This is a genomic window from Paractinoplanes ferrugineus, assembly GCF_016862195.1.
Lineage (GTDB): Bacteria > Actinomycetota > Actinomycetes > Mycobacteriales > Micromonosporaceae > Actinoplanes > Actinoplanes ferrugineus.
In genome coordinates, this window is the sequence record NZ_BOMM01000051.1 from 51,726 (window position 1) to 73,662 (window position 21,937).

Annotated in this window: 25 protein-coding genes and 1 tRNA gene; 11 read left to right on the plus strand and 15 right to left on the minus strand. The window is 68.5% G+C overall.

The genetic code is table 11. From position 1 onward, the window contains the following. Positions 1–39: 39 nt before the first annotated feature. Together ligD (Afe05nite_RS28580) and ligD (Afe05nite_RS28585) are read right to left on the minus strand one after the other, a co-directional pair. Positions 40–951: a non-homologous end-joining DNA ligase gene (gene ligD / locus Afe05nite_RS28580; RefSeq protein WP_203820330.1), complete on the minus strand. Its 912-nt coding sequence runs from the start codon at positions 949–951 to the stop codon at positions 40–42. Further along, entirely contained in the window at positions 941–1,891 is a 951-nt protein-coding gene (gene ligD / locus Afe05nite_RS28585; RefSeq protein ID WP_203820331.1) for a non-homologous end-joining DNA ligase, read from the minus strand. The genes ligD (Afe05nite_RS28580) and ligD (Afe05nite_RS28585) overlap by 11 nt, the downstream gene beginning before the upstream one ends. Positions 1,892–1,975: 84 nt before the next feature. Here ligD (Afe05nite_RS28585) and ku point away from each other — a divergent pair, with 84 nt between their 5' ends. The 3 genes from ku to Afe05nite_RS28600 are packed head-to-tail and all read left to right on the plus strand — an operon-like array spanning position 1,976 to position 4,705. Further along, positions 1,976–2,908, plus strand: a complete 933-nt coding sequence (gene ku / locus Afe05nite_RS28590; protein ID WP_203820332.1) for a non-homologous end joining protein Ku — start codon at positions 1,976–1,978, stop codon at positions 2,906–2,908. A gap of 13 nt (positions 2,909–2,921) precedes the next feature. Further along, complete coding sequence (locus tag Afe05nite_RS28595) at positions 2,922–3,416, plus strand: NUDIX domain-containing protein (RefSeq protein WP_203820333.1); 495 nt, start codon at positions 2,922–2,924, stop codon at positions 3,414–3,416. A gap of 11 nt (positions 3,417–3,427) precedes the next feature. Beyond that, complete coding sequence (locus tag Afe05nite_RS28600) at positions 3,428–4,705, plus strand: MFS transporter (RefSeq protein ID WP_307835653.1); 1,278 nt, start codon at positions 3,428–3,430, stop codon at positions 4,703–4,705. Positions 4,706–4,710: 5 nt separating this feature from the next. On the opposite strand, the gene Afe05nite_RS28605 is transcribed toward Afe05nite_RS28600, so the two are convergent. From Afe05nite_RS28605 to Afe05nite_RS28615, 3 genes are all read right to left on the minus strand, one after another. Continuing rightward, a complete protein-coding gene (locus Afe05nite_RS28605) occupies positions 4,711–5,586 on the minus strand; it encodes an alpha/beta fold hydrolase (RefSeq protein ID WP_203820334.1) in 876 nt (291 codons plus the stop codon). A gap of 194 nt (positions 5,587–5,780) precedes the next feature. Then, positions 5,781–6,362, minus strand: coding sequence for a TetR/AcrR family transcriptional regulator (locus Afe05nite_RS28610; protein ID WP_203820335.1), 582 nt, complete (start codon positions 6,360–6,362; stop codon positions 5,781–5,783). Continuing rightward, a complete protein-coding gene (locus Afe05nite_RS28615) occupies positions 6,359–6,925 on the minus strand; it encodes a sugar O-acetyltransferase (protein WP_203820336.1) in 567 nt (188 codons plus the stop codon). Before Afe05nite_RS28615 ends, Afe05nite_RS28610 begins: the two co-directional genes overlap by 4 nt. 40 nt (positions 6,926–6,965) lie before the next feature. Here Afe05nite_RS28615 and Afe05nite_RS28620 point away from each other — a divergent pair, with 40 nt between their 5' ends. Beyond that, entirely contained in the window at positions 6,966–8,090 is a 1,125-nt protein-coding gene (locus Afe05nite_RS28620) for a geranylgeranyl reductase family protein (protein ID WP_239118259.1), read from the plus strand. 54 nt (positions 8,091–8,144) lie between these two features. On the opposite strand, the gene Afe05nite_RS28625 is transcribed toward Afe05nite_RS28620, so the two are convergent. From Afe05nite_RS28625 to Afe05nite_RS28650, 6 genes are all read right to left on the minus strand, one after another. Beyond that, a complete protein-coding gene (locus tag Afe05nite_RS28625) occupies positions 8,145–8,666 on the minus strand; it encodes a DUF6226 family protein (RefSeq protein WP_203820337.1) in 522 nt (173 codons plus the stop codon). 70 nt (positions 8,667–8,736) lie between these two features. After that, a complete protein-coding gene (locus Afe05nite_RS28630; protein ID WP_307835654.1) occupies positions 8,737–8,871 on the minus strand; it encodes a DUF397 domain-containing protein in 135 nt (44 codons plus the stop codon). A 312-nt stretch (positions 8,872–9,183) separates the two neighbouring features. Beyond that, positions 9,184–9,375: a DUF397 domain-containing protein gene (locus Afe05nite_RS28635; RefSeq protein ID WP_203820339.1), complete on the minus strand. Its 192-nt coding sequence runs from the start codon at positions 9,373–9,375 to the stop codon at positions 9,184–9,186. A gap of 57 nt (positions 9,376–9,432) precedes the next feature. Continuing rightward, positions 9,433–10,350 (minus strand): helix-turn-helix domain-containing protein, encoded by a 918-nt coding sequence (locus Afe05nite_RS28640; RefSeq protein ID WP_203820340.1) that lies wholly within the window; start codon positions 10,348–10,350, stop codon positions 9,433–9,435. Between the two features lie 268 nt (positions 10,351–10,618). Further along, positions 10,619–11,062 (minus strand): DUF6232 family protein, encoded by a 444-nt coding sequence (locus Afe05nite_RS28645; RefSeq protein ID WP_203820341.1) that lies wholly within the window; start codon positions 11,060–11,062, stop codon positions 10,619–10,621. Between the two features lie 248 nt (positions 11,063–11,310). Then, on the minus strand, positions 11,311–11,616 hold the full coding sequence (locus Afe05nite_RS28650) for a DUF6232 family protein (RefSeq protein ID WP_203820342.1): 306 nt from the start codon (positions 11,614–11,616) through the stop codon (positions 11,311–11,313). A gap of 404 nt (positions 11,617–12,020) precedes the next feature. Between Afe05nite_RS28650 and Afe05nite_RS28655 the strand changes: the two genes are divergently transcribed. Together Afe05nite_RS28655 and Afe05nite_RS28660 are read left to right on the plus strand one after the other, a co-directional pair. Further along, positions 12,021–12,479, plus strand: a complete 459-nt coding sequence (locus Afe05nite_RS28655; RefSeq protein ID WP_203820343.1) for a DUF2231 domain-containing protein — start codon at positions 12,021–12,023, stop codon at positions 12,477–12,479. A gap of 142 nt (positions 12,480–12,621) precedes the next feature. Next, the gene (locus tag Afe05nite_RS28660) at positions 12,622–13,161 is read left to right on the plus strand and encodes a type 1 glutamine amidotransferase domain-containing protein (protein WP_203820344.1); all 540 of its coding nucleotides are present in this window, start codon (positions 12,622–12,624) and stop codon (positions 13,159–13,161) included. A gap of 65 nt (positions 13,162–13,226) precedes the next feature. Here the strand turns inward: Afe05nite_RS28660 and Afe05nite_RS28665 are convergent, their stop codons facing one another. Further along, entirely contained in the window at positions 13,227–14,420 is a 1,194-nt protein-coding gene (locus Afe05nite_RS28665) for a DNA polymerase III subunit delta' (RefSeq protein ID WP_203820345.1), read from the minus strand. A gap of 153 nt (positions 14,421–14,573) precedes the next feature. On the opposite strand from Afe05nite_RS28665, the gene Afe05nite_RS28670 reads away from it, so the two are divergent. From Afe05nite_RS28670 to Afe05nite_RS28680, 3 genes are all read left to right on the plus strand, one after another. Then, positions 14,574–14,900: a YbaB/EbfC family nucleoid-associated protein gene (locus tag Afe05nite_RS28670; RefSeq protein ID WP_203820346.1), complete on the plus strand. Its 327-nt coding sequence runs from the start codon at positions 14,574–14,576 to the stop codon at positions 14,898–14,900. A 1-nt stretch (position 14,901) separates the two neighbouring features. Next, complete coding sequence (locus Afe05nite_RS28675; RefSeq protein ID WP_203820347.1) at positions 14,902–15,198, plus strand: type VII secretion target; 297 nt, start codon at positions 14,902–14,904, stop codon at positions 15,196–15,198. Between the two features lie 124 nt (positions 15,199–15,322). After that, positions 15,323–15,934, plus strand: coding sequence for a hypothetical protein (locus tag Afe05nite_RS28680; RefSeq protein WP_203820348.1), 612 nt, complete (start codon positions 15,323–15,325; stop codon positions 15,932–15,934). A 240-nt stretch (positions 15,935–16,174) separates the two neighbouring features. Here the strand turns inward: Afe05nite_RS28680 and Afe05nite_RS28685 are convergent, their stop codons facing one another. Further along, positions 16,175–17,989 carry a hypothetical protein gene (locus Afe05nite_RS28685; protein ID WP_203820349.1) on the minus strand — a complete coding sequence of 605 codons (1,815 nt, stop codon included), beginning with the start codon at positions 17,987–17,989 and terminating at the stop codon, positions 16,175–16,177. A 159-nt stretch (positions 17,990–18,148) separates the two neighbouring features. On the opposite strand from Afe05nite_RS28685, the gene Afe05nite_RS28690 reads away from it, so the two are divergent. Then, a complete protein-coding gene (locus tag Afe05nite_RS28690) occupies positions 18,149–19,012 on the plus strand; it encodes a PSP1 domain-containing protein (protein ID WP_203820350.1) in 864 nt (287 codons plus the stop codon). 65 nt (positions 19,013–19,077) lie between these two features. On the opposite strand, the gene Afe05nite_RS28695 is transcribed toward Afe05nite_RS28690, so the two are convergent. After that, positions 19,078–20,736: a metallophosphoesterase gene (locus tag Afe05nite_RS28695; RefSeq protein WP_203820482.1), complete on the minus strand. Its 1,659-nt coding sequence runs from the start codon at positions 20,734–20,736 to the stop codon at positions 19,078–19,080. Positions 20,737–20,840: 104 nt separating this feature from the next. Here Afe05nite_RS28695 and Afe05nite_RS28700 point away from each other — a divergent pair. Then, a tRNA-Thr gene (locus Afe05nite_RS28700) sits at positions 20,841–20,914 on the plus strand. A 429-nt stretch (positions 20,915–21,343) separates the two neighbouring features. Here Afe05nite_RS28700 and Afe05nite_RS28705 read toward each other — a convergent pair. Next, complete coding sequence (locus Afe05nite_RS28705) at positions 21,344–21,844, minus strand: hypothetical protein (RefSeq protein WP_203820351.1); 501 nt, start codon at positions 21,842–21,844, stop codon at positions 21,344–21,346. Between the last annotated feature and the right edge of the window lie 93 nt (positions 21,845–21,937).

Below are 21,937 nucleotides of genomic sequence, written 5' to 3' on the forward strand. Positions count from 1 at the left end.
AAGGTAGGTCCATACACGAGATCGCCTCCGGGGGGTCGATCAGGAAGTCGGCAGCTCCGGGCCCTGAACCAGCAGCTCGTTCAGCAGGTCACCATGCTCGTCGATGCGGTCGAGAACCTCGTACGGGCGGTAGTGGTGCGGCTCGGCGGCGCCGGTGCCGACCGCTTCGACCTCGTCCCAGGTGAGCGGCGTCGACACGGTCGGATGCTCCTGCGCCCGCAGCGAATAGGGTGTGACGGTCGTCTTCGCCGCGGCGTTCTGGCTCCAGTCGATGAAGATCTTGCCCGGCCGGACGGCTTTCGCCATCTTCGCGGTGATCGAGCCCGGGACCATCGCCGCCAGCTCCTCGGCGACCTTCCTGGCGTACGCGGTGACCAGCTCGGCATCCTGCGTCCCGGAGACCGGGCAGCACAGTTGCATGCCCTTCTTGCCGGACGTCTTCGGGTACGCCGCCACCCCGTCCACCGCCAGCCGGTCCCGCATCAGCACCGCCACCGCGGAGCACTCCCGCAGCCCGGCCGGCGGGCCCGGGTCGAGGTCGACCACCAGCAGATCCGGGTCGGCCCCGATCCGCCACTGCGGAGTGTGCAGCTCCAGCGCCGCCAGGTTGGCCAGCCAGACGAGGGTCGGCAGGTCGTCCACCACCACGAAGTCGATCGTCTCGCGGCTCTTGGTGGACCCCGGCACCGGCAGCGTCGCCAGGCGCACCCATTCCGGCGTACCCCCCGGCTTGTTCTTCTCGAAGAAGTGCACGCCGTCGACCCCGTTGGGGTAGCGGATCCGGGTGACGGCCCGCCCGGCCAGGTGCGGCAGGAGCACCGGCGCCACCCGGGTGTAGTAGTCGATCACCTCGCCCTTGGTGAATCCGGCGGCCGGGAACAAGATCTTGTCGAGGTTGGAGAGCTCCAGATCACGGCCCTCGATCGAGACGGGGAACCGGTCAGGAGACATCCTCGTCCTCCTCCGCGCACTCGGCCGGGCTCTTGTCGTCGCGGATCCGCAGGAACCGCGGGAAGCGCAACCGGCCGTCCGGGGTCCGGTTGCCGTAGCGCACCTCGACCACCAGCTGCGGATCTACCCAGTGCGCGCCCCTCGAATCCTCCCGCGGGACGGCGCCGGGCGCGAACGGGGAGGTCTTGCGGGCCAGCGGCTCCAGCGCGCAGAGCAGTTCCTTCTCGGACACCGCGCCGATGCCGCCGCCGACCCGGCCGCGGAAGATCAGACCGTCCGGGCCCGGCATCCCCACCAGCAGACCGCCGAGTTTGCGCACCCCGGCCCGCCAGCCGCCGATCACGTAGTCGCCGGTCCGATCGAACTTGACCTTTATCCAGTCGGGCGAGCGGGTCCCCGGCAGGTACACCGAGTCGCTGCGCTTGGCGACCACACCCTCGAGACTGTTCTCCCGGGCCGCCGACGCGGTGGCCGGCCCGTCGCCGAACGAGGGCGGCACCATCCACCGCGGACCGGCCAGCCCCAACTCCTCGAGCCGTTCCCGCCGGGCCAGATAGGGCAGCCCGGTGTAGTCGTCACCGTCGTGATAGAGCAAGTCGAAGACCATGTACGTGACCGGCGCGGTGATCGCCAAGCGCGCTGCCCGGGTGTGGTCCCGCACGTGCATGCGCTCGGCCAGCGCGGTGAACGAGGGCCGCCCGGCCGCGTCCAGCACCACCATCTCGCCGTCGAGCAGCGTGCCCTCCGGCAGGTGCAGGTCGGCGATCTCCGGGTACGCCGAGGTCACCACCGCCCCCGAGCGCGCGAACAGGGCGGGCGGGCCACCGCCGAACAGGGCCAGCACACGCACCCCGTCCCACTTGAACTCGTAGCTCCACTCCGGCCCGACCGGCAGCGCACCGGCGGTGGCGAGCATCGGGGAGAGCGGCGCACCGGGCACACGATCACCTTAGGCAGGACGGAACACCTTACGCAGGCGTCTCACAAATGCCATCCTGATCGAGTCTACGAGGGGATATTCGTCATGCGCGCGATCTGGAAGGGCGCGGTCTCGTTCGGCCTGGTGTCGATCGCCGTGAAGCTCTACTCCGCCACGGAGGAGAAGGACATCCGGTTCCACCAGGTGCACCGCACCGACGGCGGCCGGATCAAATACCAGCGCACCTGCTCGGTCGACGGCGAGGTGGTCAGCTACGACGACATCGCCAAGGGTTACGACATCGGCGGCGGCGAGATGGTGATCCTCACCGACGAGGACTTCGCCGACCTGCCGCTGACCACGTCCCGGGCGATCGACGTGCTGCAGTTCGTTCCGGCCGAGGACATCGACCCGATCCTGTTCGCCAAGGCTTACTACCTCGAGCCGGAAGGGCAGGCCGCCAAACCGTACGTGCTGCTTCGGGACGCCCTGCGCGACGCCGACCGGGTGGCCATCGTCAAGATCGCCATTCGCCAGCGGGAACAGCTCGCCACCTTGCGCGTGCACGACGACGTGCTGGTGCTCAACACCATGCTGTGGCCCGACGAGGTGCGCACCCCCGAGTTCGGCTTCCTGGACGACGACGTCGAGGCCCGGCCGGCCGAACTGGCCATGGCGAGCTCGCTCATCGACTCGATGGCCGGCAGTTTCAAGCCGGAGGAGTTCACCGACAACTACCGGACCGCGTTGCAGGAGGTCATCGACGCCAAGGTCGAGGGTCGCGAGATCGTCCAGCCGGAGGAGGCCGAGGAGGCGCCGGCGGCGGCGATCGACCTGATGGCCGCGCTCAAGGCGTCGGTGGAGCGGGCCAAGAAGGCGCGCGGCGAGACCGGCGAGCCGACTCCGGCCAAGAAGTCCGCCCCCACCAAGAAGGCCGCTCCCGCCAAGAAGGCCGCCCCGGCGAAGAAGGCCGCGTCCGCCACTTCCGCCACGAAGAAGGCCGCACCGGCCAAGAAGGCGGCCAAGAAGTCCGCCTGACTAGAGTTGCCCCGTGGCATTGACGTGGGCAGAGTCTTATCTCGGCAAGGTGCGGGCGAGCGTCGGCGACGCCGAGACCATCCTCTTCGTGGGCGCGCGCGGTGTGCTCTTCGACGACCAGGGCCGATTGCTGCTGATCCAGCGGTCCGACAACCATCGGTGGGCGATCCCGGCCGGCGCGATGGAGTTGGGCGAAAGCATGGAGGAGTGTGCGATCCGGGAGGTGTGGGAGGAGACCGGGCTGCGGGCCACCTCGCTCACCCCGTTCGCGTTCTACACGGCGTACACGTACACCAACGATTACGGGCACACCTACCAGCAGGTCCTGATGAGCTTCCGGATCGACACCTGGGAAGGTGAGCTGCTGCGCCAGACCGACGAGTCGGTCGACGCCGGCTTCTTCGCGCTCGATCAGCTGCCCGGCGGCGCCGAGAAGTCGCTCGTGATCGCCGAATCTCTCCGTGACCTTCAGCTATTTCAGGAGACCGGGCGCCTCGTGCTCAAGTAGCGTCGCCGCTCGTGAGCAAGCGCAAGCGCTTGGGGATGGATCTCAGTCCCCTGCGGCACCGGGATTTCCGGCTCGTCTTCGCCGGTGGCACGATCTCCGGTTTCGGATCGTTCATCACTTACGTCACCATCCCGTACCAGGTCGCCAAGCTCACCGACGACCCGCTGATGGTCGGCCTGCTCGGGGTGTGCGAGCTGGTGCCGCTGCTCGTGATGGCGTTCGTCGGTGGCGCGCTCGCCGACTACGTGGATCGCCGCCTGCTGGTGCGCGGGGGCGAGTTCGCGCTGGCCGCACTCACCGGAGTGCTGCTCATCAACGCTCTGGGTGACGAGCCCCACCTGTGGTTGCTCTACGTGCTCGCCGCGCTGGCCGCGACCGTCGATGGCCTCCAGCGCCCGGCGCTGGAGGCGATGATCCCCCGCCTGGTCGAGCCGGCCGAGCTGCCGGCCGTCATGGCGATCAACTCGCTCGGCTTCCAGTTCGCCCAGCTGGGCGGTCCGGCCCTGGCCGGCCTGCTCATCTCGGCGGTCGACCTGGCCTGGGTGTACGCGTTCGACCTGCTCACCTTCGCGGTGTCACTGACCTGCCTGACGCTGGTGCGCGCGGTCCCGCCCCCGCCGTCGGCCGATCGCCCGTCGATCAACTCGGTGATCACCGGCCTGCGCTACGCGAAGTCCCGCCCCGAGCTGCTCGGCACCTATCTGGTCGACATCAACGCCATGTTCTTCGGCATGCCGCAGGCCCTGTTCCCGTTCCTGGCCACCCAACTGGGCGGCCCGAAGATCCTCGGCCTGCTGTACGCCGCCCCGGCGGCCGGCTCGATGATCGCCACCGTGACGTCGAGCTGGACCGGCCGGGTCCACCGGGACGGCTTGCTGGTACTGATCGCGGCCGCCTTCTGGGGCGTGGGGATCATCGGCGTCGGCCTGTCGGACACCCTCTGGCTGACGCTGTTCTGCCTGGCCTTCGCCGGTGCCGCCGACATGATCTCGGGCATCTTCCGCTCCGTGATGTGGAGCCAGACCATCCCCGACCACCTGCGCGGCCGCCTGGCCGGCATCGAGATGCTCTCCTACACGACCGGCCCGCTGCTGGGCCAGCTGCGTTCGGGCCTGATGGCGAGAAGCCGCCTGGGCGTGACCGGTTCGATCTGGCTGGGCGGCATCCTGTGTGTCGCCGGCTGCGCCGTCATGGCCGCGGCTCTCCCGCGTTTCGTGCGCTACAACGGACGGGACGGCCTGGCCCTGAAGAAGGCCGCCGACGAGGCGTACCTGGCCGCGAACAGCTGACCGCGTCACAGCCGGATCAGGTCGGCGACCTCCTCGGCCAGCTCGGACGACGTCCAGATGTGCCCCATTCCGGGCACGACCCGCAGGGTCGCGCCCGGGATCGCGGCCGCCAACGCCTCGCCGTGCGCGAGCGGAAAGACCGGATCCTGGTCGCCGTGCACGATCGAGGTCGGTGCGGTGATCGATGCCAACGGGGCCAGCAGCTCAGGGGCCTCCGCCCAGGCCGCCCGGCCGTGGTTGGCCGCGGCCCCCGGATCGGAGGTCCGCGCCGATGCCAGCTCGAGCATCGCCCGGACGGCCGGTTCGTCGAACGGCCGGACCGGCCCGTTGAAGATGCGGAACAGGGCCACATCGGACTCCTCCCCCGGCGGCAACCCGGCGGCCAGATGCGCGAAAAAGGCCGGCGACGGCGGCGGCAGTTCGTCCGGGTCGGCCGGCTCACCGGCCCACGCCCGGGCCCAGACCGGCCGCGCATCGTGCCCCATCGGCGTGCTGGACATCACAGTGAGCGACCGGACCCGGTCGGGCGCGTGCACGGCCAGCCATTGCGCGATCATGCCGCCGAGGGAGGTTCCCGCCACATGAGCGGAGTCCAGCCCATAGCCGTCGAGCACGGCAAGGCAATCACGAGCCATCTCACCGATCGTGTACGGGTCGGCATCGAAGTCGACGACGCTGGACCGGCCGGTGTCCCGATGATCGAACCGGATCACCTGGACGCCCCGCGCGACAAGCCGCTCGACCATCGCATCCGGACAGAAGACGCCCTGGGCGGCCTGCCCCATGATCATCAGCACCGCGGGAAGGCCGGGGTCCCCGATCCGCTCGGTCCAGATCCGGAGCGGCCCGGAGGCCACGAATCGCTCGCGCAGGTCCACCATGGCGGCACGATAGCGACCGCCGGCCCCGCCCGCCGCCCGTTATCCACAGTCGGCCCTTCATCCCCCAGTCAGCCTTTCATCCCAGACCGGCCCTTTCATCCCAGACCGGCCCTTTCATCCACGGCCGGCCCGACCGCCGGGCTCGGATCGGGAGCCGGGTGACCGGCATGGGAAGCAGTGCGCCAGGGGCTCGGCTACGCCGACGCGGCCGGCAGGCCGATGAGCCGGCCGACCATCGCCCGGGTGTCGGCACGATCGAACGTGGCGGTGGACAGCGTGAGGTGCATGACAAGTCCCTCGATGAGGGCGTCGACGCCGCGCGCGGTCACCGGATCGACAAACCGTTCCAGCACTGCGCGTGACCGGCGCATCCAGGCCTCGGTCACGTTGCGCAAGGCCGGGTGGCGCAGGGCGGAGAGATAGAGCTCGTACGCGACCACCCAGTCGCTGGGTGGGGCGCCGGCATCGCCGTGGATCAGGTCGGTCACCGCGTCGGCGAAGCTCGGCAGTCCGGTCACGCCGTCGAAGTGCGCCTCGTAGAGCGGCGACATCCGTTCGGCATGCCTGCTGAAGGCCTGCGACAGCAGTTCGTCCTGGCCGGTGAAGTGGTAGGTGATCGAGCCGAGCGGCACGTCGGCGGCGGCCGCGATGCGCCGGCTCGTGGTGCCGGCGACGCCGTGCTCGGCGATCACCTCAAGGGCTGCGTCGACGATGCGGCTCTTGCGCTCCGGGTCGTAGCGACGTGGCGCCCGCGCGACCGGGACGCCGGAGGTCACGGCTCGACCGCCCGGATCACCCGGGCCGGGTTGCCGACCGCGACCACGTTCGGGGGCAGATCCTTGGTGACCACCGCGCCGGCACCGACCACTGTGTTGGCACCGATCGTCACGCCGGGCAGGACGATGACACCGCCGCCGAGCCACACGTTGTCGCCGATGGTGATCGGTTTGGCGGCCTCCCACTTGTCCCGGCGCAGGCCGGCGGCGACCGGATGCAGCGCCGTGAGCAACTGCACGTTGGGGCCGATCTGCACGTCACCGCCGATCGTGACGCGGGCCACGTCGAGGCTGATCAGCCCGAAGTTCGCGAAGGTTCGCGCGCCGACGAACGTCTGATAGCCGTAGTCGCAACGAAACGGCGGACGGATCTCACTGTTCTCACCGAACGCGCCGAGCAGGTCGGTGAGCAGCTCACGTCGCAACGCGTGGTCGTTCGGGTCGGCCGTGTTGAGACGGTGGGTCAACGCCATGGCGCGTTCCGAGTCGCGGACGATCTCCGGGTCGTCAGCGAGGTAAAGCTCACCGGCGAGCATCCGCTCCCGCATGGTCCGAGTCTCCATATGTACGATCGTACACAAAGGTGAGGTCTAAACTCCGCTCGTGATCGAAGAGCCGCCCTGGGATGTAGCCGTGATCGGGGCCGGCCCGGCCGGACTCGCCGCCGCCCGCGCCGCGGCGGAAGCCGGCGCCCGCACGATCGCGCTCGAACGCGCCACCCACCCGCGCTACAAGACCTGCGGCGGCGGTCTGATCGGCACGTCGCTGAGCATCGCCGAGTCGCACATCCAGGTGCCCGGCCGCGACACGATCAACGCGGTCACCTTCACCAGGTCGGGCCGGCTCGGCTTCACCCGCCACGCGCGCCGGCGCCCGCTGCTCACCATGGTCCGCCGTGACGATTTCGACCATGCCTGGTTCGAAGCGGCGGTTGCGGCCGGTGCCACCGTCCGGCAGAACGCCCAGGTTCGCGCGGTGACACAGAACGACGATGCGGTCACCATCACGTTGAGCGACGGCACCGAGATCGTGGCACGCAGCGTCATCGGTGCCGACGGTTCGGCCAGTGTCACCTCCCGCCATGTCGGCGTGACCCTCGACCAGCAGGACCTGGGCCTGGAGGTGGAGATCGCCGCCACTGCGACCGACCGGGAAAACTGGCGCGGCCGCGTCCTGCTCGACTGGGGCCCCTTCCCCGGCTCCTACGGCTGGGTCTTCCCGAAGGACGACGAACTCACCGTCGGGGTGATCATGACGAAGGGCCATGGTGCCGAGACCAAGCAGTACCTTCAGGACTTCCTGGCCCAGCTCGGCCTCACCGACCGCAAGGTCGTCCGCGACTCCGGCCACCTCACCCGCTGCCGGCGCCCGGACTCGCCGCTGCGCAACGGCCGGGTGATCGTCGCCGGCGACGCGGCCGGCCTGCTCGAACCCTGGACGCGTGAGGGCATCAGCTTCGCCCTGCGTTCCGGAACCTGGGCGGGTTCGGCGGCGGCCAAGAACGACCTCGCCGAGTACGAACGCCGGATCGCCGCCGAGTTGGTCCCGGAGATGGTGGCCGGCCGCCGGATGCTGAGCGCCTTCTCCCGGCGCCCGCTCCTGGTGCACGCGGCGATGGCGTTGCCTTTGGGCTGGCGCGCGTTCCAGATGTTCTGCCGCGGCGAACTGGCGATGGCCGACGTCGTCCACCGACCCGGCATCGGCGCAGCCGTCCGCCTCCTCAGCTAGCTCCGGCGCAGCCCACGACGTCGGACAGGTCTCCGGCGCAACTCGCGGCGCTGGTCAGGACCGACGCGGCCAGGGCGCCCATTGCACGGGCGCGGCGAATCCGCTGCGTCGGGCCTCGCGGGAGTCTCGCGTGGTCAGCGGTCCTTCGCGGCGCGCGCTGATGCCGACCCCGATCAGCCGGGTCTCGAACCACGAGCCGCCCACCCCGCGCCGCACCCGTTCCCAGAGCCCGCCCTCGACGAGCGCGCCCACCTGCGTACGCAGGACGTCGGCAAGGTCATGAGGGTCTTCGCCGCAGTCGTCGCATCCGCAGGCGGGCAGCGCTTCGGCCCACCACCGTCCGAGGCGCACCATGAGCCCCGGGAAATCAGTGAACGCCACGGCCAGCGGCCCGGCCGCCGGCGTGCGAGGGATGAGCCGCACCATCCGCACCAGGGCCTCGCTGGGCCCGAGCAGCTCTTTGCTCTCCCGCCGTTCCACCATGAACTGCTTGTCGAGGCTGTCGAGCAGTGCCTCGGCCTCGTCGTGCAGCGCCATGAAACGGCTGATATCGGTGTCGTGCGGGTCGGCCCTCACCTGGCCGATTATGCCGTCGCCGGCCTCCGGAGACCGGGATGACGGCCGAGGTTGGCGGATGATGAACGGCTCAGGCGTCGAATTTGCCGGCTTTCACCGCCGAGACGAACGCCGCCCAACCGGCCGCGTCGACCGAGAGGACCGCACCGTCGGGGTCCTTCGCATCGCGTACGAGGTGGGTCTCACCCACCGTGGCGATCTCCACGCACGTGTTGTTCGCGCAGCGTGATGATCGTCGCCATCGCAAGTTCTCCGTCAACTTCATCAATGTCCTGCACCTCCGTGACGGTTCCCGTCATCCACGGTAAGGGAGCCGCAGTAGGGCGGGGAGGAGATGAGATGAGTGAAACACGACAAATTGCGGCATTCATCACCGAAAATAGGCCGTTGTCCGCTGACTTTAAGTCGCTTAAATCCTTTATATAACGTGTACGGCAGGACGCATGGCCTCACGCCGTGAGCTGACACCGAGGGACAGCAGATCGGGGCAACTCGGAGCGCGAGGCCGGCGCCGCTGTCAAAAGCTGAACTCTCCCTGGTTGACGCCCTCGACGAAGGCCGACCATTCTTCCGGGGTGAACACCAGCGGAGTCCGCTCGGGGTTCTTCGAGTCACGAACCATGATGCCGCCGTCCACCTTGGCGACCTCGACACACGCATTGCTGGCGCACCGGCTGCTCTTACGCCAGTTGACCGTGCTGGACTCCATTGTCTCTCCACAAAAAAGGAGCCCGCAGCCGAACCGGTCTGCGGGCTCGGATGATATCTACGGGTTTTTCCTGTGGCGGATCTGCGCTTCCAGGTCCTTGATCCGGTTACCCATGAAGTCGATCGTGTCTTCCTCGGTAACCGCAGCGTTCCATATCTTATCGAAGCGCTCATGGTGCTTCCGGACCGTATGGTCCTCCACGATCTCGTCCTGCAATCCGGTCTCCCGATAGAGAACTTCGCTGCGCTCTTCGGCTCGCCCGGACTTTAGGGTCAGCAGGTCGAACGTGGCGTTGTTGGTCACCGCCGAGTCAAAATCGAACGGAATCATCCGTAGTTTAATCTTGCCATCGACGACCAAGTCGTTGAAATCGCGTAATTGCTCGAGGAATACCTCGGGAACACCCAGCGTCCGGCGGAAGACCGATTCGTCGAGCAACGCGTAGATCGTCAGCCCGTGGCCCAGCCGGCTCAGCACCGTTTCCCGGCGGAACTGCCTGATCTCGACCCGGATGCGCCGGGTCTCCTCCGCTATGTCGTCGTCGGTGTAGGTCTCGAGGTTGGCGTGCCCGTACGCGGGCGTCTGCAGCAATCCCGGGAAGTAGTAGACCTGGTAGTACCTGATCTCGACGGCTTCGGCTTCGTACTCGATGAGGCGCAGCATCGCGTCGGTCAGATGATCGCGCATCCCCGGCTGCTGGTACCACGCCGTGCGCTGCCGGGTGCGGGCAATCTTGGCAAGGGCCAGCAACTCGGTGACGAGTGTCCGATCCTTGACATTGAGGAACGTCAACAGCGGCTTAAGATCGTTGGGCGCGATGCTGACGTCGCCGTTCTCGATCCGAATGACTTTGCTGAGCGACCACTCCATCGCTTCCGCGACCTGCGGCTGAGTCAGTTTCGCCTTCTCCCGGGCGTCACGCAGCGCGAGTCGCACGTGGCGACGCGCGATGGTAGGCGAGACGTCCTCGGCCACGGTGTCTGGTCAGTCCTTAAAAGTCAGTGTCGCGTCACAGTTGCGCGCATCGAAGTCATGCGCCACTTCAACAACTCCGGCTACTTCAGAAACTCGAGCTACTTCAGAAACTCGAGCTACTTCAAAAGCAGGGGCCACCTCGCTGGCTGCCATGCCGCAGACGGCGAGGTGGCATCATGCTATCCACTGTCCTACCAAAACCACGAAGCGCTTACCCGGTGTTTCCCAAAACGAGACAAGTTACGACCTGATCTCTCCTGATCGCCGTTCAGGCCGCCGCTGCTCGGGGCCGGCCACGAACCGTCGCAGCGTTTTCCAGAGCCCTCGACAGACCGCGTTTGACCTGGTTGAACGTTGTGATGTCGCGGGTGGAGTAGATCGTCGTCTCGCGCCCGTGGAGCATCGCGCGGATCTCCCAGCAGGGCACCGCCCGCCTCCGGAAGGTGGCCGACGCCAGCAGGAGGACCGCCACGCCGGCGAGGGCAAGCCGGACCGCAAGGGCGTCGACGAACAACGCACTGACGCCGATGCCGGCCGCCGCCATGACCGCCGAGGCGACGACCCCGGTGCGGGGACCGGCGATTTTCACATTGCGCCGGATCACTCGAACCCGGCGCAGTTGGACGATGTCGAACGACCGGAGAGTGCCGGTCAGCCACAGGAATTGGTGCTCGGTGATGATCGCCTCATGGCCTCGGTAGAACACCCGCATGTCCGCTCCCCCGGCACGTAGCGCGAGAAGGGAAAGGGTCGCGAGATTCCCGACCCCAGAGCCGGCCCGATGTCGACGGAGAAGGAAGAGCGGCACTTGGTTGCCGCCAAGTGCCGCTGTGGATGCTCCCCTTCGACCTTCCGCCCTCCGGACTGTCTGTTTTCGAGTATCCATCGCTAACTGTCGGCTGGCTACCCCTCAACCAGCTAGTTGGCACATTGCATGTTCGCCATCTGCATCTTCGCTGCTCAGGCCGCCTGCAGATCCCATGGCTCGACCTCTTCCAGGGCCCGCCGCAGGGCTCGCACCACCTGGTTGAACACCCGCTCGTCGGGCGAGCTGTAGAGGGCCACGGGCCGGCCTCGGTAATCCGCCCACAGTGCCCACTCCCGTGTGCTCAACTGGGAGCGGAAGAGTGCTTCGACAAGCCCACCCGGGACGGCGATGCGGACGTTCTGCAACTCGCGGATCGCGAACTGCCGCGGCGACGTTTGCCGCCGAACGAAGAGTTCGCTGGTCACCACAGCTTCGCGCCCACGGTAGTAGAGACGCATGACGAACTCCCTCCTCCTCACCCTTGCGAGAAGCGGGAAAGGCGAGCCACCATTGGCGCAGAAAATGTTCCCCGCCTCGCTCGTGCCACCTCGATCCGAGGTGAGACCGAAGCTTGGAGGCGACAACGGCACCCGGTTGCCGCCGGGTGCCGCTGCCTGGATTCCTCTTCTGGACTGAATCCCTCTTCCGAACTTCGCCCTTGTCAACAAGTAGAACATGCCACCCAGCACTTCGCCACTGTTCAACCTGCCACGTTGCAGATTGCATGCAGGCCAGGTAGGTCTGGTGCCGTCCGTCACCACGGGCGTCGTGCGGCGTTTCATTCATGTACGTCCCGGGTAGGCCATCGGTGACCAACCACGACGAATCCTCGATATTCGCAGGTAGGAAGGGCGTTGACCGCATGGAGAGCCGCCTGAGCATCGCCGGTCAAGCGGTGCAACCGATCCTCGTGATGTTCCCGCTGGGACTGTTCACGATGGCCGCGATCTTCGATCTGGCGAGCCTTGCCGGCGGCCCCGGCATCCTCGGCACACTCGGCTACTGGAACATCGTCGCCGGCCTCATCGGCGGCTTCCTGGCCATGCTGGCCGGCGCGGTCGACACCGCGCTGGTGCGCCGGCCGACCGCCAAGCGCATCGGCGTGCTGCGCGCCCTGCTGAACATGGGCGTGCTTTTCCTGTTCGCCGTGATCCTCATGGTCCGGGTCGGCACCCCCAATCGCGGCGCCGGACTCGGCTTGTTCCTCATCGAACTGCTCGCCCTCGCGGTCGCCGGTTTCGGCGCCTGGTTCGGCGGCGAGCTCGCCAACGGCCGAACCCCGGCATTCGCTCGGGCCGCCGTCGGAAACCGAGGCTATTAAACGTACGGACGATTCGAAGTCACGTGGCGCACGAACCCCGGTTCGTGCGCCACGTGCTTTTTGCGGTCTCGCCCACATCGCTTCGAAAGCGTTTGCGGGCGGCCCTTCCGGGAACCGTTCGAACAGGAAGGGAGCGATCACGATGAGCGCGCAACTGCAAGGCAAACGGGTGGCATTCCTGGCAACCGACGGCGTGGAAGAGGTGGAATACACCGAGCCGCGCAAGGCGGTGGAAGCGGCCGGCGGGACAGCGGAACTCATCTCTCTCAAGGACGGCGAGATCCAGGCCGTCAACCACATGGACAAGGCCGGTACTTACCGGGTGGACCGTACGGTCCGCGAGGCCGATGCCGCCGACTACGACGCGCTGGTGCTGCCGGGCGGCGTGGCGAACCCCGACTTCTTGCGAGCGGACGTCGACGCGGTCAACTTCGTCCGGGACTTCTTCACCGCCGACAAGCCGGTAGCGGCCATCTGTCACGGGCCGTGGACGCTGATCGAGGCGGGCGTGGTCAACGGCCGGACCCTGACGAGCTGGCCGAGTCTGCGCACCGATCTGTCCAACGCCGGCGCCACGTGGGTCGACGAGCAGGTCTTCGTCGACGACCGCCTGGTGACGAGCCGCAAGCCCGACGATCTCCCGGCCTTCTGCGAGGCCCTGGTCGAACGCTTCGCCCACTGACGTCTTTCGCACGCGCCGCTGATCCTCGGGTCAGCGGCGCGTTCGTCTTTCGCCACGGAGGTTCGTCAGCCTCGCCACAGAGTCAGCATCATCGCTTCGACCGCGATGTCCGGCTTGACGTTCTGGTCGATGGCGTCGCGGCAGGCCAGCACGGCCTCCAGGCGGCGCAGGGTGCTCTCGGCCGGCCACTTGCCGGCTGCCGCGGCGGACTGGGCCGCCACATCCGTGTGCACCACCGAGACCGGCGCGCGCAGCGTCGTCACCAGGACATCCCGATAGAACCCGGCCAGGTCGACAAGAGCCCGGTCGAGGGCATCACGCTTCGACCTGGTGGCCCGCGACTTCTGCCGTTTCTCCAGCTCTTTGATCTGGCCCGCGGCGCCACGCATGGCACCGGCCGCGCCTCGGCCCGTGCCACCGGCTCCCAGCGCCTGCTCGAGGGCGGCCCGCTCGGCCGCGTCGGCCTCGGCGAACGATTCGCCCGCCTCCGCCTCGGCCGCCTTGATCAGGGAAGACGCCGCCTCGTAGCAAGCACCCACCCCGGTGAGCCGCCTCGGCACGGCGAGGACGGCCTCGCGGCGCACCCGGGCCTCGGCGTCGCCGGCGAGCCGTTTCGCCCGGCCCACGTGTCCCTGGGCGGCCGCCGCGGCCCACGCCGCCACGTCGGGGGCGACGCCGTCGCGGCGGGCGAGCACCTCGGCGACCGCCGCCGCCGGCGGCTGGCGCAGGGCGATCACCCGGCAGCGGGAGCGGATCGTCACCGAGATGTCGTCAGGATGGGTGGAGGGCGTGCAGAGCAGGAACACGGTGCGCGGCGGCGGCTCCTCGATCGCCTTGAGCAGCGCGTTGCCGGCCTGCTCGGTGAGGCGGTCGGCGTCTTCGATGACGACCACCTGCCACCGCCCGCCGGACGGGGCACTGGCCGCGCGCAGTACCAGCGTGCGCATCTCGTTGACGCCGATGGACAAGCCCTCGGGCACCACGAACCGCACGTCGGCATGGGTCGCCCCGAGGGCGGTGTGGCAGCCGTGGCAGTCACCGCAGCCGACCCCGTCGCGCTCGCACTCGAGCGCGGCCGCGAAGGCTCGGGCCGCCACCGACCGGCCCGAGCCGGGCGGTCCGGTGAAGATCCAGGCATGGGTCATCGCGCCGGCCGCCACCTCCCCGCCGGCAACGACACGGGCCGCGGCGGCCGCGGCTCGGCGCAGTGTTTCCACCGGCTCGTCCTGGCCCACCAGGTCAGCGAAGACGTCACTCACGCCGTGAATGGTATTGCTCCCCTCCGACAAGACACCCGCGTCGTACGAGTTATCCACAGGGGACAACTGGCCGTAGCGAACGAGTGACACCAGCGGGTACGGTCTGGTGCCGGAACGCGACGGGGCGCTGACGCGCGGTGAGGAGCGTGGGGCATGGCGCGTGAGATCGACGAGGCGTGGATCGACGATGCCATCGAGCGTTATCAAAGCCTGGAGCGGTTGCGCGACGAGTTCGACAAGGCGGTGGCTTCGCATTCCGTGTCGGTGCATTCACCGGACAACTCCATCGAGATCGTCGTCACCGCGGCGGGCGCCATCACCGACGTACGCATCCACGGCCCATTGCACCACCGCAACCCGGCCGAGTTCGCCCGGGAGATCAAGGCCGTCGTCACGACGGCCGCCGACGCGGCCCGCTGGGCTCGGGAAAAGCTGCGGGGCGAGGTTTTCGGCAGGCAACACCGGCTGGGAGAGGATTGAGATGGAGCACCTCGCCGAGCGGCTCGACCGAGCCGCCGACACGCTCGCGGCGGTCGACCGGCGCATGCCGTCCCGGGCCGTCGGAGCCGACGCGTTCGCCGCCGACGACTCCGGCGTGCCCGGCCGCCTCGGGCGGCAACTGCATGCCCGCTGGGCCGCCGTGCTCGATTCGCGAGCCCAGGAGGCGGGCCGGCTCGCCGCCCGGCTGGCCGACGCGGCGAACGCCGTGCGGTCCACCGCCCGCGACTATTCCGAGACCGACGAGGCGGCCGGACGCCGCCTCGCCCGAGAGATGTGATGAAGCAGCACGGCGCGGAGCGGAGCGGTAGCCCGACCGGGCGGCTCAGTCCGGTGCCGAACCGACGGGAAGCTCTGATGGGACGGCACGACGCGAAGGGGCGCCGGGTCGCGTGGGAGGTGTGATGGATCGGCTCGACGAGGTGCTCAGCGCCTGCGTGCCGCTGCTCGACCGGGTCGATGATCTGCTCGAGACGGCCGGGGCGCCGGAGGGTCATGAGGTGTGGCGTGAACTGCGCCGGGTGCGGCTGCTGCCGGGGGACGCGGCGCGGGCGGTGGCCGGTCTGCGGCCGGCGGCGTTCGACGATGCCGTCGACGAACTGCGGGCCGAGGCTCGGACCTGCGCCGAGGCGGCCATCGACCTGCCGGCCGCCGGAGACTGGACGGGCGATGCGGCGGATGCCTACGAGACGGCCCGCCGACGCGTCGCCGACCGGCTGAGCGGTGACGACGAGAGTCTCGACGAGCGGCTCGAGGCGACTGCCGACCTGGCTCAGGCCCTCACCGATTGGATGACCAAGTCCCGGTCCGACCTCGCCGGGACGCTTGCCGAGATGCTCTCGTCGGGCGAGGCGCTGACCCTGGCGGCCGGGCTGGGCTCGCCACCGACCGTGGCCGAGACCGGCGCCGCGGCCACGGTGGCCGCCCAGGTGCTGCGCACGATCGCCGACAACTACGCCGACGCCGACGAACTGCTGCAGGGCTCCATCGATCTGGGCACCCCCGTCCCGATGTGACGGTAGATATGGGCGCGGCGCCGGATTCGAAGAACAACTCCGAATGCGACGCCGCGTCCGCCTGCACCCCCCGCAGGTGTGCCGCTTACTCTGCGCCTTCGATCGACGAATGTCTTGCCCCGGCGGCCTCTTCCGGACGCTCGGTGGACCAGGACGACACGACCGGTCGCCCTCGCCCCGGCCGTCAGGGGATCGACATTTGTCCATCCAGCCAGTCGTGTTCCAGAACGATGCGGGATGCTACTGGCGAGTCCGACGGCGACGCACGCCGAACACGACCGCGAGCACGCCGGTGGCCAGCAACGTCGCACCACCGACGACCACACCGCTCACCTGCGGACCGGTGATCGGCAGGCCACCACCTCCGCCGACGGGCCGACCGGGAGCTTCCCGCTCCGGTGCCACAGCGGCGGCCTCCATCAGGCCGAGAGCCAGATCGAGCGAGACCGAACTGAATCCGCCCTGGTAACTACCACCATGGCCGGGCTTCTCCCGATCCGACTTGTTCTTTCCGCCGGTCTGCTCGACCGAAACGGAAACGGCGGTCGCGCGCGCCGCGACGGCCTGTCCGGTCTTCTCCTTGCGCACCTCACCGAGGGCGACGCGGACCGACATCGAACCGGCCGGCGGCGCCGAGTCGGCCGACTTGTCACCGATGGCGGGTGGCACGGCCACGTCCGGCACGCCGGGGACGCGCGGCAGCGCAAGCTCCGACCCGGAGTCGAGGCTGCCCGGTCCGAGATCGAGCAACCCGCCCTCGGACGCGCGCCGGTCCGGCTGCAGCGTGAACTCGGCTGACTCACCGGCCGCCGACAGCCGCTTCGTCGGAATCCCGTCCCCGGACACCTCGATCAGCGCCGGCGCGTATTTGACCTCGCCGCCTTCGGCCCAGGACATGCTCGCCACCAGCGACGGCGCCCGCAACACGCGCACCTTCACCCGGCCGCCGGCCAGCTCGATCCGCCCGGCGGTCACGGTGGCCGAGGCCACCGACTGCACGGACTTGCCGCGTCCCTCCAGCGCCGTCGTGCTCAATCCGGCGAGCTTCTCCGGTACGCGAAGGAGCGCCCCGTCCAGAATGGCCGCCCCGCGAACCGCCGATTGCGAACGCGCCGCCTCCCCGGACGACTCGCCGCACACCCATCCGTCGTCCCACTTCGCATGGGCCGAGATCTCGCCGGAGCCGATCTCGAGCGGTCCCACCTTCCCACCACCGACGCTGCGGGCGTCGGCCTTGTCGTGCGACGGCGGCGCCTGCTGGGTCACCGGCTTGATCCACGACGGCTTTCCGTCGGCCTTGCCGTCGAGAATGCGCGCGACGGCCGCCGACTTCACCTCGGCCGGCCCGATGAGCGCCGCTCGCGCCTCACCGACCCCGACCCCGCGCACGACGACCGTCTTCGCCCGGGCCGACTTGGCGCCGGCCTTTCCACCGGCATCCTTGCTGTCAGCGCCCTTGCTACCGGCACCGGCGCGACCGGAGACCGGGTCGCCTTCGCCACCGGCGGTCTCGTCGTCGTCCCTCGCACCACTGTCGGACTCGTCGCCGGCCCGCTCCCCACCGGCCGTCCCGTGGCCGGTGGTCTTGTGGGCGGCTTTCCCTTCGTCGGCGGGGGTGTCCTGGTCGGCCTCGCCGCCACCGCCTCGGCCGCCACGGGAAGGTTCCGCGCCGGGGCCGGACTTGGTCCTCGGGTCCACCGAGCCGAGGGCGGTCTCGCCCAGGACGCCGATGCCCTCACTTATCGTGTCGGCGCCCTCGTCGCTGTCAGTGGTCGGGTCGATGCTGGTGGCGCCGGAACGTAGGATTCCATCGGCGGCGCTCTTCCCGCCCGTACCCTGCTTGGACTTGTCTTTGATCACTGGGCGTCCGTCGCCCCGGTCGCCCGAATGGATCTCGAGCTTGTCGATTCGGAGCGCCTCGGCGCCGGACTGTGCCGCGTAGTTATTGGATTGCGCACAGGGCAAGGGCGCCGCGTTGGCGGGCAACGGGGCGGCGATCGTTCCGGCGAATCCGAGTGCGACGACGCTGGCAGCCAGCGATCTTCCGGGCGTCATGGGTGTTTCCTCCCGAGATGTTGCACGATGTGGCGACCTCTACGGGTCTGCACAACGAAGGTCTATCTGGGCGGTTGCGTCACATCTATCCAACAACCCCACCGGGTAGCCCAAAACCGGCATTTGGTACGGCCCGTCGGGCGTCGTAGTGTGGTCGCCATGGGCATGCTGTGCGCGGTCAGCTTCAACCGGTACGGACGCCTCTACTACCTCGATCCGGGTGAGTTCTCGCCACAGGTCGGCGACCGCGTGCTGGTGCCCACCGACGACGGCCCCGAGGTGGCGGAGTGCGTCTGGGCAGCGCAGTGGGTGAGCGAGGACACGTCCGCTTTCCCCAAGGTCGCGGGCCTGGCCGGCGACGACGATCTGCGCCGGGACGAGCTGCTCCGTAAACGCAAGGCCGAGGCCAAGGTGGCGGCCAAGAAACTGATCAAGGCGCACGAGCTGCCGATGAAGGTCGTCGCTGTCGATCACGTGCTCGACCAGGCCGGGTCCGGCGGTCCACGCACCACGATCTACTTCACCGCGCCGCACCGGGTCGACTTCCGCTCGCTGGTGCGCGACCTCGGCGCCACCCTGCATTGCCGGGTCGAGCTGCGGCAACTCTCGGCGCGTGACTCGGCCCGCGTGCAGGGCGGCATCGGCTCGTGCGGGCGCGACCTGTGCTGCGCCACGTTCCTCACCGACTTCGAGCCGGTGACCATCCGGATGGCCAAGGACCAGGACCTGCCGCTCAACCCACTGCGCATCTCCGGCGCCTGCGGCCGTCTCATGTGTTGCCTGAAGTACGAGCACCCGCTGTACGTCCGCTTTGCGGAATCCGCCCCTGCTGTCGGTTCACGAGTGACGACACCCGAAGGCGACGGTCGGGTAGTCGCGCACAGCGTCCCCAAGGATTCCGTGGTGGTGCGCATGGACTCGGACGGTTCCCGGTGCTCCTGCTCACGCGCCTCGGTATGCGGGTCGAGACAGGCTTACGAGGGCCGGGACGCCACCGTTGGCGATGGCCCCGGTCCTGGGTAACCGGCCGTTCGACGAGGCCGGCGTGGCCGCGGACCACAGTGTGCGGACCGCGGTGTGCACTTCGACTAGCGCACCACGATCGGCGGTTCGATGCGGTGCGGCTCGATCGGCGACTCCGGCCGCAACCATGAGCTGTGCGCTTCGCCGTCGGGGTCGGCCACCCATTTGCTGCAGATCTTCCGGACGCCGATCGGGTGGATCGTGAGCGTGCCGTCGGCGGCGATGTGCAGGCGCAGAAAGCTCTTCTGGTCCTCGATGCTCTGGCCGGCGAACAGCTCGTTGACGTTGACGCCGAACTGGCCGGCGATCAACAGGTAGAGAGCGCAGACCTGGGTCGACAAGAAGCCACTGACCGGCCAATAGAGCACGATGGCCACCACGAGCGGGCCCGGCCACGCCCAAGCGTGCACCGGCAGGTTGAGCCACGCCCAGGCACCCAGCACGGCCAGGCCGATCTGCGCGAAGCCGTGCCCGAGCCCGAACAGCCAGTGGCGCGCGTGGTGGGTCATGGCCGCGCCGGGCGGTTTCGCGAACAACACCGCCCCGGCCATGATCAGCACGACCATCAGGCTCAGCGGGATGGTGAACAGCCGCTGGATGGTGCCACCCTGGCCGGCCGCGCCGGCCATCGCCAGCATGGTGAGCATCTGGAGCAGGCCGAGCATCGTGACGAAGCCCGGGTTGCGGGTCGGCACCCGGTGGAAGACGCCCCAGCTCAGCTTCCGCGAGGTGGACTTGTCGGGGAAGCAGCGGCGCAACGGATAGGTGCGACTCTCGCTCTTGTTCCGGGTCAGCGTCTCCTCGGGCGGCACCGTCAGCTGCTCGGGCAATTGATGAGTGGCCAGCAGGTAGGCACCCCCACCGCCACAGGTGATCAACTCACGCTCGTCGTCGCTGTACCGGGCGTAATGGTGCAGATCGCCGGAGACCAGCACCCGCACCCGCGCCCCCGTCGGCAGCAGGATCGTGCGGACCAGGTAGTCGATCGCGTCGTACGTCTCCGGGTCCTCGGCCGCCTTGACCCATTTCGGCGACGGGGTCATCAGGATGATCCGGTCCTGCGTGCCGACGTTGCGCGCGGCCTCCTCGAAATAGAGCAGCTGAGGATCGTCGATGTAGGCCCCGAACTGCTCGTCCATCGCGAACAGCCACCAGTTGCCCGGCAGCTTGATCGCGAAGTAGGACCGCCGCTGCGCGGTGCGCCAGCCACCGATGTGACCGTCTTTCCGCCGTGCGAAGAGCCGCAGGAATGCGGTCAACCCGTCGTACCAGTCGTGGTTGCCGGGCAGCGCGAACAGCGTGGGCTGCGGCCCGGTCGGCGGCGGCTCGGGCAGGGCCGCGCGGTAGGGACCCTTCATCCGGCTCTCGTAGCCGTCGCCACTGGCCAGCGGGTAGACCTGATCGCCGCCCATCAGCAGCAGCCGGCCCCGCGGCAGCTCGGCGCCGTCGACGATGAGTCGGTCCTGGGCGAGCAGCCAGGCGATCGAATAGGTGGCGTGGAAGCCGTCACCCAGGTCGGCGACGTAATCGAGCCACATCTCGCCCCCCTCGGAGGCAGAGTGGTCGAACCAGTCGTCGTCGAGCGAGTTCTGCAGCTCACGCTTATCGAGATAGGCCCCGAAAAGGATCGCCAGAAGCGTGCGTAAACCAGTGCTGAGCAGCAGCAACGGCGCAAGCCAGCCGACCGGGCGCTGCGGCGTGAAGCCGAGCTCCTGGGGATCCATGCTGCGCGGACGGGGCGGAAGGTGATCGGCGGTCACGGATGGCACAGTAGTCCCGGGGTCCGACAGAACCCAGGTGGGCGGATACCGTACACTTACCGAGCATTGCCGCCTTAGCTCAGTCGGCTAGAGCGACGCACTCGTAATGCGTAGGTCGACGGTTCGATTCCGTCAGGCGGCTCAAAAAGCGGCCCTGACCAGCTAATATGCTGGTCAGGGCCGCTTTCGGTTGTGAATCGCCCCCCGAAAACCCCCGTCCTCGCCGGTGCGTAGATTGTGTAGTCGGACCAGGGAGAGCCCGACTTGCCGACCAGGTGGCGGAAGGGGCGGGTCAGGAAATCCGGATGCAGCTGCGGCCTCGTCCCCAGCGACGAACACGTACCCGGAGTCCTGCCCCGATTGCCCGGCCACGCGTTGCTGAGGATGCTGCTCGCGTAGCAGACGCTCTGTATGCCTTGTACAAGGCAATCAAATGCGGGCTGGCCGCCGTCTTCGGCGGACCGACCGCGACCAGATGACCGTTGGCCGTGCACTGTTGCTCGATCTTCATAGCAGAGGTCCACTCTGGCGGAGCGGTGATGCTGGTCGATGCCGCGGCGAGGCTGACGAACTACACCTCGTGCGCGGCATGTATGTAGGCGACCACGTCATCTGAGGAGGGCGCGAGATGCTGGACAAGCGCCGTCACGTTGTAGTTCGCATCGTTCCACCGACCGAATTTTTGGAAGCGTTGCTGCGGTCCGACCTGCCATCCCAACCGCTCGACTGTCTCGTCCTGCTGCCAGGGGCCCGAAGACGGTAGCGTCTTGTCCTCGTCGGCCGGCCCGATCCGGCTCGGTCGAAGCGACCCCGTCAGGGTGTTGGCATCCACGAACTGCTCGACGCAGTCCTGTGACGCCTCGATTCTGAGGTAGACCGTGTAGTAGTAGCCGAAGCCATTGTCGACCAACGCATAGCGGAGACGGTCATCGAAGCAGCCAGGCACGGTGAGGCCCGCACGGCGCAAACCTTCGGCCAGCGACAGGTCGCCGGAGTCGGCGCTATATGCCCGCGGATCCGAGGGTTTCCCGATCCAGGGTAGGTCGTCACGCCACACGACACCGATGGTCACCAAAACGACTACGGCTACGGCTGCGTACGCGAGCCAAGTCAGACGGCGCTTCGACGCGAGCAAGTCAACTTCCCTTCTACCCACCGGGTGAGA